Origin of the sequence: Klebsiella sp. PCX (assembly GCF_021869705.1) — a bacterium.
In the GTDB taxonomy this organism is placed as follows: domain Bacteria; phylum Pseudomonadota; class Gammaproteobacteria; order Enterobacterales; family Enterobacteriaceae; genus Klebsiella; species Klebsiella quasipneumoniae.
Window position 1 is genome coordinate 5,118,152 of record NZ_CP091527.1, and the last position, 13,508, is coordinate 5,131,659.

The 13,508-nt window shown below is 58.9% G+C and carries 14 protein-coding genes and 1 other annotated feature; of the genes, 4 read left to right on the forward strand and 10 right to left on the reverse strand.

The window, feature by feature from the left end; genetic code table 11:
* Window positions 1-91 precede the first annotated feature (91 nt).
* A complete protein-coding gene (gene emrD / locus GQR96_RS24505; RefSeq protein ID WP_004202254.1) occupies window positions 92-1,276 on the forward strand; it encodes a multidrug efflux MFS transporter EmrD in 1,185 nt (394 codons plus the stop codon).
* Window positions 1,277-1,345: 69 nt separating this feature from the next.
* On the opposite strand, the gene dsdC is transcribed toward emrD, so the two are convergent.
* Entirely contained in the window at window positions 1,346-2,269 is a 924-nt protein-coding gene (dsdC, locus tag GQR96_RS24510) for a DNA-binding transcriptional regulator DsdC (protein ID WP_069135957.1), read from the reverse strand.
* Window positions 2,269-2,403, reverse strand: coding sequence for a hypothetical protein (locus GQR96_RS24515; RefSeq protein WP_032425824.1), 135 nt, complete (start codon window positions 2,401-2,403; stop codon window positions 2,269-2,271). The genes dsdC and GQR96_RS24515 overlap by 1 nt, the downstream gene beginning before the upstream one ends.
* Window positions 2,404-2,495: 92 nt before the next feature.
* Between GQR96_RS24515 and dsdX the strand changes: the two genes are divergently transcribed.
* A complete protein-coding gene (gene dsdX, locus GQR96_RS24520) occupies window positions 2,496-3,833 on the forward strand; it encodes a D-serine transporter DsdX (RefSeq protein WP_004202257.1) in 1,338 nt (445 codons plus the stop codon).
* Window positions 3,834-3,850: 17 nt separating this feature from the next.
* Window positions 3,851-5,179, forward strand: a complete 1,329-nt coding sequence (dsdA, locus tag GQR96_RS24525; protein WP_065904181.1) for a D-serine ammonia-lyase — start codon at window positions 3,851-3,853, stop codon at window positions 5,177-5,179.
* 3 nt (window positions 5,180-5,182) lie between these two features.
* Here dsdA and GQR96_RS24530 read toward each other — a convergent pair whose 3' ends face one another.
* From GQR96_RS24530 to GQR96_RS24550, 5 genes are all read right to left on the reverse strand, one after another.
* On the reverse strand, window positions 5,183-5,605 hold the full coding sequence (locus GQR96_RS24530) for a radical SAM protein (RefSeq protein ID WP_025999188.1): 423 nt from the start codon (window positions 5,603-5,605) through the stop codon (window positions 5,183-5,185).
* Window positions 5,606-5,679: 74 nt separating this feature from the next.
* On the reverse strand, window positions 5,680-6,042 hold the full coding sequence (locus GQR96_RS24535; protein ID WP_004202261.1) for a DUF202 domain-containing protein: 363 nt from the start codon (window positions 6,040-6,042) through the stop codon (window positions 5,680-5,682).
* Window positions 6,032-6,379 carry a YidH family protein gene (locus tag GQR96_RS24540; protein WP_004202264.1) on the reverse strand — a complete coding sequence of 116 codons (348 nt, stop codon included), beginning with the start codon at window positions 6,377-6,379 and terminating at the stop codon, window positions 6,032-6,034. The genes GQR96_RS24535 and GQR96_RS24540 overlap by 11 nt, the downstream gene beginning before the upstream one ends.
* 100 nt (window positions 6,380-6,479) lie before the next feature.
* A complete protein-coding gene (locus tag GQR96_RS24545; protein ID WP_017899668.1) occupies window positions 6,480-7,802 on the reverse strand; it encodes a 6-phospho-alpha-glucosidase in 1,323 nt (440 codons plus the stop codon).
* On the reverse strand, window positions 7,799-9,421 hold the full coding sequence (locus GQR96_RS24550) for an alpha-glucoside-specific PTS transporter subunit IIBC (protein WP_004202268.1): 1,623 nt from the start codon (window positions 9,419-9,421) through the stop codon (window positions 7,799-7,801). Before GQR96_RS24550 ends, GQR96_RS24545 begins: the two co-directional genes overlap by 4 nt.
* Before the next feature lie 298 nt (window positions 9,422-9,719).
* Between GQR96_RS24550 and GQR96_RS24555 the strand changes: the two genes are divergently transcribed.
* Window positions 9,720-10,466 carry a GntR family transcriptional regulator gene (locus GQR96_RS24555; protein WP_043522861.1) on the forward strand — a complete coding sequence of 249 codons (747 nt, stop codon included), beginning with the start codon at window positions 9,720-9,722 and terminating at the stop codon, window positions 10,464-10,466.
* Here the strand turns inward: GQR96_RS24555 and GQR96_RS24560 are convergent.
* From GQR96_RS24560 to ibpA, 3 genes are all read right to left on the reverse strand, one after another.
* A complete protein-coding gene (locus tag GQR96_RS24560) occupies window positions 10,434-12,095 on the reverse strand; it encodes a putative transporter (protein ID WP_004202271.1) in 1,662 nt (553 codons plus the stop codon). The two genes, GQR96_RS24555 and GQR96_RS24560, sit on opposite strands and share 33 nt — an antisense overlap.
* Before the next feature lie 145 nt (window positions 12,096-12,240).
* Entirely contained in the window at window positions 12,241-12,669 is a 429-nt protein-coding gene (ibpB, locus tag GQR96_RS24565; protein ID WP_004145074.1) for a small heat shock chaperone IbpB, read from the reverse strand.
* Between the two features lie 116 nt (window positions 12,670-12,785).
* Window positions 12,786-13,199 (reverse strand): small heat shock chaperone IbpA, encoded by a 414-nt coding sequence (ibpA, locus tag GQR96_RS24570; protein WP_004151523.1) that lies wholly within the window; start codon window positions 13,197-13,199, stop codon window positions 12,786-12,788.
* Window positions 13,193-13,268 (reverse strand) — a sequence feature (ROSE (Repression Of Heat Shock gene Expression) occurs in the 5'-region of heat shock genes and acts as an RNA thermometer to modulate expression.). Its footprint overlaps the gene before it by 7 nt.
* Between the last annotated feature and the right edge of the window lie 240 nt (window positions 13,269-13,508).

A 13,508-nucleotide genomic window follows, 5' to 3' on the forward strand; every position in this document is an offset into this window, starting at 1 on the left:
GTCATTTTTATATGGTAGATTCCTCCATCGATTACGGGATGTGCCAGTCACATATTCTTCATTTCTCTTTACTCACAAAGTATTCATCGACATGAAACGGCATAAAAACTTCAATTTGTTGTTGATGCTGGTACTGCTGGTGGCCGTTGGCCAGATGGCGCAGACCATATATATTCCGGCCATCGCCGACATGGCGGTCGCGCTGAACGTTCGCGAAGGGGCGGTTCAAAGCGTGATGGCGGCCTACCTGCTGACCTACGGTATTTCACAGCTGTTTTACGGCCCGCTCTCCGACCGCATCGGTCGCCGCCCGGTGATCCTTGTCGGGATGTCGATTTTTATGCTGGCGACGCTGGTCGCCATGACCACCCATAGCCTGCCGGTGCTGATCGCCGCCAGCGCCATGCAGGGGATGGGCACCGGCGTCGGCGGCGTGATGGCGCGCACCCTGCCCCGCGATCTGTACGAAGGCGCCCAGCTGCGTCATGCCAATAGCCTGTTAAATATGGGTATTCTGGTCAGCCCGCTGATTGCCCCGTTGCTCGGCGGCATCCTCGACACCCTGTGGAGCTGGCGCGCCTGTTACGCTTTCCTGCTGGTTCTGTGCGCCGGGGTGACCTTCAGCATGGCGAAATGGATGCCGGAAACGCGCCCGGAGGGCGCGCCGCGCACCAAACTTCTGGCCAGCTACAAAACGCTGTTCGGCACTGGCGCGTTTAACTGCTATCTGCTGATGCTGATCGGCGGCCTGGCGGGGATTGCGGTATTCGAAGCCTGTTCCGGCGTACTGATGGGCGCGGTGCTCGGCCTGAGCAGCATGGCGGTGAGTATTCTGTTTATTCTGCCGATCCCGGCGGCCTTCTTCGGCGCCTGGTTTGCCGGACGCCCGAACAAGCGTTTCCCGACACTGATGTGGCAATCGGTTATCTGCTGCCTGCTGGCGGGTCTGATGATGTGGATCCCGGGGCTGCTGGGCGTCATGACCGTCTGGACCCTGCTGGTGCCGGCGGCGCTGTTCTTCTTCGGCGCCGGCATGCTGTTCCCGCTGGCCACCAGCGGCGCGATGGAGCCATTCCCGTTCCTCGCCGGTACCGCCGGGGCGCTGGTTGGCGGCTTGCAGAATATCGGCTCCGGCGTACTGGCCTGGCTGTCGGCGATGATGCCGCAAAACGGTCAGGGCAGTCTCGGTCTGCTGATGATGCTGATGGGTCTGTTGATTCTGCTGTGCTGGCTGCCGCTGGCCTCGCGCTTTACCCATCATCAGCAGCCGGTATAAGCGCGGCGGCCGTGCCCCGGATAGCGGCTGACGCCTTATCCGGGCTACCTCCCGGTGGCTGCTTTTGTCTTATGTCAGGCTGTGCAGCCACTCGATAAAGGCGTCGATTTTCGGCCACTGGCGACCCGGCAGGGTGGTTACATAGTAGTGCTGGTGGCATTTCAGCGTCATATCGCCAAACGGGGCGATCAACTCCCCACTCTCCAGCCGCTTCTGCACCAGCCGCTTACGCCCCATCGCCACCCCGACATGATTCATCGCCGCAATCGTCGCTAAATCGGAACGATCGAAGCCAATCCCCGATGATGGCGGCAGTTCCACCGCAAACTGCTGCGCCCAGCTATACCACTCGTCGGTGCCGGAATCGTTGCTCCATGCCTGGCGGTCGTGGAGCAACGTACAGTGGCGCAGATTGCCCGGATTCGATATTAACTGCCGCTGTTGCGCGTAATTCGGCGTACATACCGGCACGATCGCCTCATCCATCAGAAAATGGTGACTCAGCTGCGACGACGGCGCATCATCAAAATAGATCGCCAGATCGATGCCCGTCCGCTGCAGGTTAACGTTCTCGTTGCCGGTCAGCACGGTGAGGGAGATGGCCGGGTAACGGCGGGTAAAGTCACCCAGAGCCGGCACCAGCCAGCACTGGGCGATAGAGGGCCGCGAGTAGACCGTCAGACTGCCGGAGAGCTCCTGGTTTTTGATGTCGAGGATCTCCTGATTGAGACCATCCAGCGACGACTTCAGCGCCCAGTAGACCCGCTTACCTTCACGCGTCAGCTCAACTTTGCGATGCGAGCGGACAAAGAGCAGGATCCCCAGCTCCTCTTCAAGTTGATTAATCCGGTGGCTGACGGCGCCAGGCGTGAGCGCCAGCTCGTCGGCGGCCAGGGCAAACGACTCGTGCCGCGCCGCCACCTCAAAGGTCGACAGCCTGGAGAGCTGCCAGCCGTTCAGCAACCGGGTACCTAAGGTTTTTAGCACATCCATCACGCGCTCCTGGCAAATACAGTGGCTGTTGATGATAAAAAAATCACGCCGGTTTTGCCGCAAAAGGGTGAGTTAATTTGACCCATAGCATATTTAATGGTCTGTTTTTGAGCTAAATCACCCATTTGATTCAATTCTCCTCACCCTAAAGCCCATTTTTATCGTTTGTCAGCCCATGACGATTCTCGCTTCAATAAGGCCAGATTATTCACAGGCGAGGTGGAATATGGGTTCGCAAGTCTGGGTTGTGAGCACGCTGCTGATCAGCATCGTGTTAATCGTCTTAACGATCGTCAAACTGAAGTTTCATCCATTTCTGGCGCTGCTGCTGGCGAGCTTTTTCGTCGGCGCGATGATGGGGATGGGCCCGCTGGAGATGGTCAACGCTATTGAGAGCGGCATCGGCGGTACGCTGGGCTTCCTTGCGGCGGTGATCGGTCTCGGCACCATTCTCGGGAAGATGATGGAGGTCTCCGGCGCGGCGGAGCGCATCGGCCTGACGCTGCAGCGCTGCCGCTGGCTGTCGGCGGACGTGATTATGGTGCTGGTCGGCCTGATCTGCGGCATCACGCTGTTTGTCGAAGTCGGCGTGGTCCTGCTGATCCCCCTGGCCTTCTCCATCGCCAAAAAAACCAATACCTCGCTACTGAAGCTGGCTATTCCGCTGTGTACCGCGCTGATGGCGGTGCACTGCGTGGTCCCCCCGCATCCGGCGGCCCTGTTTGTCGCGAACAAACTGGGCGCCGATATCGGCACAGTGATTGTTTATGGCCTGCTGGTCGGTCTGATCGCCTCGCTGGTTGGCGGTCCGCTGTTTCTCAGAGCGTTAGGCAACCGCCTGCCGTACAAACCGGTTCCGGCCGAATTTGCCAACCTTGAGGTCCGCGAGGCGTCGACGCTGCCGTCACTCGGCGCCACGCTGTTTACCGTACTGCTGCCGATTGGCCTGATGCTGGTGAAAACCGTCGCCGAACTGAACATGGAGAAAGGCGGCACGCTGTATACGGTGCTGGAATTTATCGGCAACCCCATCACCGCGATGTTTATCGCCGTCTTTGTCGCCTATTACATGCTCGGCATTCGTCGGCAGATGGGGATGGGCGTCCTGCTGACCCATACGGAAAACGGCTTTGGGTCTATCGCCAACATCCTGCTGATTATCGGCGCAGGCGGCGCATTCAACGCGATTTTAAAATCCAGCGGCCTGGCCGATAGCCTGGCGGTGATCCTATCGAACCTTGATATGCACCCGATTCTGCTGGCCTGGCTGGTGGCGCTTATCCTGCATGCCGCCGTTGGCTCCGCCACCGTGGCGATGATGGGCGCTACCGCCATCGTCGCGCCGATGCTGCCGCTTTATCCCGGCGTCAGCCCGGAGATCATCGCCATTGCCATCGGTTCCGGCGCCATTGGCTGCACGATCGTCACCGATTCCCTGTTCTGGCTGGTAAAACAGTACTGCGGCGCCAGCCTCAGTGAAACCTTCAAGTACTACACGACGGCGACTTTTATCGCGTCGCTACTTGCACTGGCCGCCACCTTCCTGCTTTCTTTCATTATCTGAGCGCAAAGAGACGTATGATGAAACACGCTGACCTGACCACCTTAACCGCGACCTTCCCGCTTGTGCAGGATCTGATCGCCCTGAAAGAAACCACCTGGTTTAACCCCGCCACCACCTCTCTGGCGGAGGGATTGCCTTACGTCGGCCTGACCGCCGACGACGTGCAGGGCGCCCATGCCCGCCTGCAGCGCTTCGCGCCCTATCTGGCGGAAGCCTTCCCGGAAACGGCCGCCAGCGGTGGGATTATCGAATCGGAAGTAGTCGCCATTCCGGCAATGAAGCACCGCCTTGAGCAAAAATTCGGCCAGCCGATTGGCGGCGAACTGCTGCTGAAAAAAGACAGCCATCTGCCGATCTCCGGCTCGATCAAAGCGCGCGGCGGCATTTATGAAGTGCTGACCCATGCGGAAAAGCTGGCGCTGGAAGCCGGACTGCTGACTACCGCAGACGATTATCGCAAATTGCTGACGCCGGAGTTTAAACAGTTCTTCAGCCAGTACAGCATCGCCGTCGGCTCCACCGGCAACCTCGGGATGTCGATCGGCATCATGAGCGCCCGCATCGGCTTTAAGGTTACCGTGCATATGTCCGCAGACGCCCGGGCGTGGAAAAAGGCCAAACTGCGCAGCCACGGCGTGACGGTGGTGGAGTATGAAGAGGACTACGGCGTGGCGGTCGAACAGGGGCGCAAGGCGGCGGAATCAGACCCGAACTGCTTTTTCATCGACGATGAAAATTCGCGCACGCTGTTCCTCGGCTATGCCGTGGCCGGCGAGCGCCTGAAGGCGCAGTTCGCCAAAGCCGGACGGGTGGTCGATGCCGACCATCCGCTGTTCGTCTACCTGCCGTGCGGCGTCGGCGGCGGCCCTGGCGGCGTGGCGTTTGGCCTCAAGCTGGCCTTTGGCGACCACGTTCACTGCCTGTTCGCCGAACCGACCCACTCCCCCTGCATGCTGCTCGGCGTCTATACCGGGCTTCATGACCAGATAGCGGTGCAGGATTTAGGCATTGATAATCTGACCGCCGCCGACGGTCTGGCGGTCGGCCGGGCGTCCGGCTTCGTTGGCCGGGCAATGGAGCGCCTGCTCGACGGGTTCTATACCCTTGATGACCAGACGATGTATGACATGCTGGGCTGGCTGGCGACAGCGGAAAATATCCGCCTTGAACCCTCCGCGCTGGCCGGAATGGCCGGGCCGCAGCGCGTCTGCGCCAGCAAAGCGTACCATCAGCTGCAGGGGCTGAGTGAGCAGCAGCTGCAGCAGGCGACCCACCTGGTGTGGGCCACCGGCGGCGGAATGGTGCCGGAAGAGGAGATGGCGCAGTATCTGGCGAAGGGGCGCTAATCTTCAGCGCAGCAGCGGCATCAACGCCTCTGGCGGCCGCTGCTGTCGGCGCAGGTCCCGCATCACCCGCATATAGGGCCCGCTGAGATCGTAAAACTGTCGGTAACCCGCACACAGCGGGTCTTCCTGTTCGCCGCAGCGGCACAGGCGTAGCCACGGACAGCCGTAGCAGGCGCTGTTGGCCGCCGGCGCTCCCGCCTGCGTTATCAACTCGCCGCACCAGGCGCTCAGCGTCTCGCTAAACAGCAAAATATTGATACGGCCAATATCTTCCCGCACCCAGCGGTGAAAGACTGCGCAGAGAAACTCACCCCACAGCGCGGCGTCGCCGGCCGCCAGCTGCGGAATAAAATGGATAGCCGTGAGTCCCTGTTGACGCAGCTGCGCATAGAACGCCTGCGGTTGATGGCAATGATGCGCCTCCACAACGACAGCCTGAAAGGGAGTGTCATGGTGCTGGCCGGGGGCATGAGTAAGAGGCAAATTCGCCGGACATCCTGTCATGACATATCCCTAATGAATAAAACGATCTGTTGAAGGTGAGTAACAGCAAACAGGAATGCCAAAGAAAGTACTGCGAGTGCGATCAAAAATTTGTCACGAACCGCCCGCGGCTGTAAAAAATCGCTGTCGTCGATGTCCATCAGATGACGACGGCGGGTATAGCCCCAGAGTATCACCGCCACTATCGTCAGCACGCCGATCGATAGCCAGAAAGGCAGTCCGGCGCGGTGCCAGCTGTGCTTAATCGCCAGCGCCATCAGCGCGCCATAGCCCAACAGGGTGCGAAACCAGGCCAGCGAGGTACGCTCTGGCTGTAGTCCCGGGTCGCTTTCCCGCCGCGCCCGGCGTTTATCCGCCATACAGCACCAGCAGCATCACCGCGACCACCACCGCCAGCAGCAGGATGCTAATCACCAGCAGCGTCCGGGTATAGGGGAGATCCTGCTTCAGGCGCATCGCCTTCTCGTTATTCAGCCAGCGCAGATAGCCATAGATGGCCATGCCGCCGGCAAACAGGCACAGCAGCAGGGCGAGAATTTCACGGATCAGCGGCGTGGCAAAGTCTGGCGCCAGCTGGTCAAGACCGACGCCAGCGGCGAGAAAACCGAGCGCCGTGCGGATCCATGCCAGAAAGGTACGTTCGTTAGCCAGCGAAAAGCGGTAATCCGGCGCTTCGCCGAGGCGGGAGATTTTCATGACGGTTCCTTGTTCATCGCGCAGCAGGCTTCAGCATAGCGTAAATCAGGAACCGGGGAGAAGAACCGGCGCCCCGCAGGGCGCCGGTCAACGGCGGGGATTAATGCAGCTCCGGCCAGTAATCTTTGTTGGCGGCAATCAGGTCGTCGAGGATCGCTTTTGCCACCGAGGCACTCGGCACGGTTTTCGACAGGGTAATCGCCTGCCACAGCTTGTGGTAAGAGCGCTGTTCCCAGGCATCGACCACCAGTTTTTCCACCGCCACCTGCTGGCTCATCATCCCTTTCTGGAAGTGCGGGATGTCGCCGACCGTCAGCGGCTCCGGCCCGTTGTGACCCACCAGGCAAGGAATTTCCACCATCGCGTCAGCGTCAAAGTTATGGATCGCGCCGTTGTTCGGCACAATCAGCAGCATCCTTTCCTGGGTGTTAAAGGCGATGGCCGTCGCCAGATCGACGATATACGACGCGTGTTCGTCAATTTCCAAATCGCCAGCGGAGGATTTCCCGGCGGCAATAATCGCCCGGCAGGCGCTGAAGACGTTTTTCTCGCGATGATCCATCACCTCATTGGCGCGGGTGCGTTCCGGGTTGGAGTGGGCCACCACGTAGTCCGGGAACAGGTAATATTTCAGATAGGTATTCGGCATGGTCTGCGGATCCAGCGCCTGCACATCTTTCGCTTTGGCAAAAGTGTCGTTCCAGCTGGCCTCGGTGTGCGGGTCGTTAGAAGGCGGCACATAGCCGTATTTCGCCACATATTCGCGCAGTTTTGGCATCAAATCGTTGCCGTCGAGGTCCTCAATCGAGGTCCACCAGCCGAAGTGGTTGAGGCCGTAGTAGCGCACGCGCATCTGTTTACGGTCTTTGAGGCCAACAATCTGCGCCATCCGCCCTTCGATACCGATTGGCATATCGCAGATGTTGAGGATTTTGGCGTTTGGCCGCAGACGGCGGGTGGCTTCCGCCACAATCGCCGCCGGGTTGGAGTAGTTGAGCATCCAGGCATTCGGCGAATATTTTTCCATATAATCCACCAGCTCCAGCACGCCGCCGATAGAGCGCATACCGTAGGCGATCCCGCCCGGTCCGCAGGTCTCCTGGCCCAGCACGCCGTGGCGCAGCGGGATTTTCTCATCCTGTTCACGCATCGGATATTTCCCGACGCGGATATGCGCCATGACGAAATCAACATCGGTAAACGCCGCCTGCGGATCGGTGGTATAGCTGAATTCAATCTCCGGCGCCTGCTCTTTGAGGATCACTTTGCACGCCTCGGCGATGGTCTCCTGGCGCGCACCGTCGTTGTCGTAAAATTTCAGCGACCGCAGCGGAAAACGATCCTGGTTTGCCAGCAGCATCAGGACAATGCCCGGAGTGAAGGTGCTGCCGCCGCCTGCGATAACAACTGAGAATTTTTTCATGATACTGCCTCCGTCATGGTGGTATGTTCGGTCGAAAGAGAATCTTTCATCAGGTTTTCCAGCTGGTCGCGCACCTGGGGAACGTGCAGGCCGACGATGACCTGAATCCCGTTGCCGCGGCGAACTACCCCGTGGGCGCCCAGCGCTTTAAAGACGTCGTCACTTTGCGTTTTCGCCATATCGACCAGCGCGATGCGCAGTCGGGTGGCGCAGTTATTGATACTTTCAATGTTGCCGGCGCCGCCGAGGGCCTGCAGGAAGCCAGCGGCCTGGCCCAGCCGGGTCTCTGGCACGGCCGCCGCCGTGGTTTTACCCCGCGCTGCCTGATAGTCGGCCTTGCTGTAGAGCTTGATTTCACTCTCTTCCCGGCCCGGCGTCTTCAGGTTCAGACGCAGGATCAGGGTGCGGAAGACCACGAAGTAGAGAGCGGTGAAACAGAGACCAATACCTATCTGAATGAACATCATCGAGGCGTGGTGATGAAACATTGGGATCCAGTTTTGCGGCAAGAACTGGTCGAGCAGGCCGCCGCCGAAATTGCCCACCACCCCGCAGATGTACATTACCGTCGCCATGGACGCCGCCAGCACCGCGTGGACGGCGAACAGCAGCGGCGAGATGAACAGGAAGGTGAACTCCAGCGGCTCGGTGATCCCGACCAGCATCGCGGTCAACGTGGCGGGGATCAGCAGGCCGGCAACCTTGACGCGATTTTCCGGCGCGGCGGTGAAGTAGAGCGCCAGCGCAATGCCCACCGAACCAAACACTTTCGAGTTACCGTGCAGGGCAAAGCCGCCCTCCGGGAACAGCGTCTTCAGCGGTTCCGTACTCTGACTGAACGCCTGCAGATGCTCTGCCCAGTAGACCTGTAGTCCCCCCTCCACCACCGCCGGGCCAAAGATGAACGGGCCATAGACGAAGTGGTGCAGGCCGGTGGGGATCAGAATGCGCTCAAGGAAGATGTAAACCCACACCCCAAGCGCGCCGGCAGAGCGCAGGAAGGCCTGTAGCGATTCAATACCCAGCTGGACTTTTGGCCAGCCGAGCAGCGTCAGCCAGGCGCAGGGGATCATCGCGAGGAAGGCGACAATGACCACAAACGATGAGCCCTGGAAGATGCCGAGGAACACCGGCAGGGGTTTATCGAAATAGCGATTATGCAGGGCCGTCACCAGGCCGGAGATGACGATCGCCCCGATAATGCTGGTGTCGAGGGTTTTAATCCCCGCAATCATCGTCAGGCCGCTGCCGGCCGTGGGTTCAACGGAAAAGTCGACGCCGAAGAAGTGGCCCCAGGTCATCCCCATGGCATTGATAAAGTAGTTCCAGGTGAGAAAGCTCACCAGTACCGCCAGACAGGCCCGGCCCTGGGCCTGTTTCGCCAGGCCAATCGGCAGGCCGACGGCGAAAATCAGCGGCATATTACGAAAGACGGTCCAACCGCCCTCTTCGATGATGTGAACGATTTGTGCAAACAGGCTGTCGGGTGCGGTCAGCGCTTCGCCGACGAACATCGGGTTGCGCAACATAATGGCGATACCGACCACGATCCCGGCGAAAGGAAACAATAAAACCGGGGTAAACATGGCGCCGCCAAAGCGTTGTATTTGACTGAGCATTGGGAAATCCTCATATAACAACTCGTAGGGTGAATGGCCTTCTTTTTCTTGGTTACCGGCCTCACTCGAGAATAGGAATTTGCCCGTCCGACAACATGCCGCGCCGTTGCGATTCGTGATCGCTTTCATGGTTTTAATTTGGCCAAAGTTGTCTACTTCGCTAACAAAAGTTAGACATCGATAAGCTAAAGGATGTAATCGATCTAATGAATGGATAATAACTATCTGTCTTAAAACCTATTTTTTGCTAACAGGTGAAGAAAATAACCTCGCCCTTTCCTGTACAAGAGGACTACTGGTGATCTACAAATCCATTGCTGACCGCCTGCGGCTACGGCTGAATTCTGCCGACTTCGCCATCGGCAGCCCGCTGCCGGGAGAGAAAAAACTGGCCGAGGAGTTCGGGGTGGCGCGCATGACCATCCGCAAAGCCATCGACCTGCTGGTGGACTGGGGGCTGGTGGTCCGTCGTCACGGCTCGGGGACCTACGTGGCGCGCAAAGACGTCCATCATGAAACCAGCAATCTCACCGGCCTGGCGGAAGTGCTGCGCAAACAGGGTAAAGAGGTGGTGAGTCAGGTGCTGGCCTTCGAGGTGATGCCCGCCCCGCCGGCCATCGCCAGTCTGCTGCGGATTAAAATTGATGAACGGATCTACTTCTCACGGCGGGTGCGCTTCGTCGACGGCAAGCCGCTGATGCTGGAGGATAGCTATATGCCGGTGAAGCTGTTCCGCAACCTGTCGCTGAGTCATCTGGAAGGGTCGAAATTTGATTATATTGAGAAGGAGTGCGGGATCATCATCAGCGGGAACTATGAAACGCTGACGCCGGTGCTGGCGGACAGGCAGCTGGCGCGCTCAATGAACGTCCCGGAGCAGACGCCGCTGCTGCGTATTACCTCCCTTTCCTACAGCGACAGCGGCGAGTTTCTTAACTATTCGGTCATGTTCCGCAACGCCAGCGAGTATCAGGTGGACTATCACCTGCGCCGCGTCCAGGCCCAAAGCCCGCTAGCTCAGCCCCCAGAACAGCACGGCGAGTAGCTGCGGGGTGATAATCCGCAGAAACATCACCAGCGGATAGACGGTAGCGTAAGAGAGCGCCGCCGCGCCGCTGGTGGCGTGCAGATTGTTGGCGAAGGCCAGCGCCGGCGGGTCGGTCATCGAGCCGGCCAGCATGCCGCACAGCGTCAGATAGTTCATGTTCGCCAGCATGCGCGCGAGAATGCCTACCGTCAGCAGCGGGATGGCGGTGATGAAAATGCCGTAAGCGATCCAGCTCAGGCCATCGCCCTGGGTCAGGGTCGCCACAAAGTCGCCCCCCGATTTTAGCCCGACCACCGCCAGAAACAGCACGATCCCCAGCTCGCGCAGCGCCAGGTTGGCGCTCGGCGGCATAAACCAGTACAGCTTGCCGATGCTACCGATACGCCCGAGGATCAGCGCCATAATCAGCGGCCCTCCGGCCAGCCCCAGCTTCAGGGCGGCGGGGAAGCCGGGAATAAACAACGGGATAGAACCCAGCAGTACCCCGAGGCCGATGCCGATAAATACCGGCAGCATCTGAACCTGCTGCAGCTTCTGCTGGGCGTTACCCAGCTCGGCGGCCACGGCGTCAATCGCCTCCGGACGGCCGACCAGGTTGAGGATATCGCCAAACTGCAGGCTGGCGCTGCTGCTGGCCACCAGTTCGACGCCTGCGCGATTAAGCCGGGAGATCACCACGTCATAGCGCTGTTTGACGTGCAGATCGCGTATTTTCTTCCCCAGCACTTTCTCGTTAGTCACCACCACCCGCTCCACCTTCAGGTCGGTGCCGCGCGTTGACAGCGAGGTGGCCACCTCCTGGCCGATCACCAGTTGCGCATTGTGCAGATCCTCCGGCCGCCCCACCAGGTGCAGCAGATCGCCGGCCTGGATAAGGGTTCCCGGCGCAGGCACCATCAGCAGCTCACCGCGCTTCAGCCGCGAACAGACGATATTGTCGCTGTTGAGCATCGGCACATCCTGAATCGCCATCTGGTGGAGGTTGGGGTTCTCCACCCGCACGTTGATGGTGTGCAAATGGGCATGGCCGTTGCCGCTGCTCTCCTCAAACTGCTGGGCCTCTTTCTCGACATTGATGCGAAAGAACAGGCGTACCAGCCACATGGTCAGCAGAATGCCGCAGATGCCGAACGGATACGCCATCGCGTAGCTCATCCCCATCTGATCGACCACCTCGAACGGCACCCCGAGATCGCGCAGGATTTGCTGCCCGGCCCCCAGCGCCGGCGTGTTGGTCACCGCGCCGGAGAAGATGCCAAGCACCACCGGGAGAGGAATATTGAACAGCTTATGCAGCACCGCGGTGACCAGGCCGCCGAGAATCACGATCAGGATAGCGAACAAATTGAGCCGCAGGCCTGAGACCCGCAGCGAGGCGAAAAAGCCCGGTCCCACCTGGATACCGATGGTGTAGACAAACAGGATCAAGCCGAATTCCTGAATAAAATGCAGCATCGGGCTGCTGAGGGCGACGCCCGCCTGATCGACAAAGTGACCGACGATAATGCCGCCAAATAACACGCCGCCAATACCAAAGCCAACGCCGCGGATTTTGACATTGCCGATCCACAACCCAACCACCGCCACCAGCGCCAGTACGCTGACCGTCAATGCTATCTCACTCATGGTACCGTCCCTGTGAATAACATTATTATTAACAGGGATTATGACCGCGGCCAGGCGGGTTGTATGCTGCCTGGCGCACAATACCAGCAAACAGACAGGCACAAAAAAGCCCCGAAAATCGGGGCCTTATAAGTTATTCGCTTAATTAACTATTTAACGCCGGTCGTTCGCTGATGGCGATACGCTGCGGGGCGATCTGCTCAGGCTCATTGCGGGTCAGATCGATATGCAGCAGACCGTTGGTGAAGGTCGCGCCAGAGACCTCCATGTTGTCAGCGAGGGTGAAGCTCAGGCTGAAGGCCTGGCTCACCAACCCCTGGTGTAGCCAGGTGGTCTCTTTTTCCGGCTGCTGCGGCGTGCCTTTTACCACCAGACGGGTGCCTTCCAGTTGAATATCCAGATCTTCCTGACGGAAACCGGCCAGCGCAAGGGTGATGCGGTAGTGGTTATCGTCGCTTTTTTCGATGTTATAGGGCGGGAAGCTCTGGCTTTCACCGGCGGTTTGCAGGGCGCTGGCCAGTTTGTCAAAACCGATCCATTGACGCAGCAGGGGGGATAAATCGTAGTTACGCATACTGTTTTCTCCTTCTAAGAAGCGAGTGAATGTCTGCGAATTGCGTGAATTCGCATCTGCTCCCTGACGGCGAGCAGGTTGTTACATCAGGCCGCCTTGCGGCCTGAGAGAGACAATTAGTTGATTTCGATACGGCGCGGCTTGTTCGCTTCCGGGATCACCCGTTCCAGATCGATATAAAGCAGACCGTTTACCAGGTTGGCGCCGCGGACATGAATGTTTTCCGCTAGCTGGAATTTGCGCTCGAAGTTGCGCTCGGCGATCCCCTGATACAGGTAGGTCCGCTCTTTCTGCTCGGCAGCGTGGGCGCCTTTGACGATCAGCAGATTGTCCTGGGCGGTGATCTCCAGTTCGCTTTCAGCAAAGCCGGCCACCGCGATGGCGATGCGATAGTGGTTTTCGTCTACCAGCTCGACGTTATACGGAGGGTAGCCGCCATTGCTCTGGCTTTGATTGTTTTCCAGCAGGTTAAACAGGCGGTCGAAACCAATGGCTGAACGATAAAGCGGGGAGAGATCGAAGTTACGCATAATAAATAGCTCCTGAAAATCAGCGAGAATCAAATGACCTTCCATCGTGGACAGGCCGCGGTAATCCGGAATACCCCTCAGGCGTATTCTCAGCGGGTTACACCTATAAAATGGGTTTCTCCCCGTCCTTTTCAAGGGATTCGGGGCGTTTTTTTTTGCAGTTTGCCGATGATTGCTTAGACTGGGGGGAGGAGCACAAAAAGCAAAGTGCGATGCCCGCCACAGTGCGGCGCAATAACGCTATGCATTCACGGGATGGCCCGATATAACCCAACAAGGTTATCTCAACGCCCGAAACGACGATGGAAG

Coding starts and splice junctions, on each gene's coding strand:
- emrD (WP_004202254.1), top strand. CDS start 92: ATGAAACGGCATAAAAACTTCAATTTGTTGTTGATGCTGGTACTGCTG.
- dsdC (WP_069135957.1), bottom strand. CDS start 2,269: ATGGATGTGCTAAAAACCTTAGGTACCCGGTTGCTGAACGGCTGGCAG.
- dsdX (WP_004202257.1), top strand. CDS start 2,496: ATGGGTTCGCAAGTCTGGGTTGTGAGCACGCTGCTGATCAGCATCGTG.
- dsdA (WP_065904181.1), top strand. CDS start 3,851: ATGAAACACGCTGACCTGACCACCTTAACCGCGACCTTCCCGCTTGTG.
- GQR96_RS24535 (WP_004202261.1), bottom strand. CDS start 6,042: ATGGCGGATAAACGCCGGGCGCGGCGGGAAAGCGACCCGGGACTACAG.
- GQR96_RS24540 (WP_004202264.1), bottom strand. CDS start 6,379: ATGAAAATCTCCCGCCTCGGCGAAGCGCCGGATTACCGCTTTTCGCTG.
- GQR96_RS24545 (WP_017899668.1), bottom strand. CDS start 7,802: ATGAAAAAATTCTCAGTTGTTATCGCAGGCGGCGGCAGCACCTTCACT.
- GQR96_RS24550 (WP_004202268.1), bottom strand. CDS start 9,421: ATGCTCAGTCAAATACAACGCTTTGGCGGCGCCATGTTTACCCCGGTT.
- GQR96_RS24560 (WP_004202271.1), bottom strand. CDS start 12,095: ATGAGTGAGATAGCATTGACGGTCAGCGTACTGGCGCTGGTGGCGGTG.
- ibpB (WP_004145074.1), bottom strand. CDS start 12,669: ATGCGTAACTACGATTTATCCCCCCTGCTGCGTCAATGGATCGGTTTT.
- ibpA (WP_004151523.1), bottom strand. CDS start 13,199: ATGCGTAACTTCGATCTCTCCCCGCTTTATCGTTCAGCCATTGGTTTC.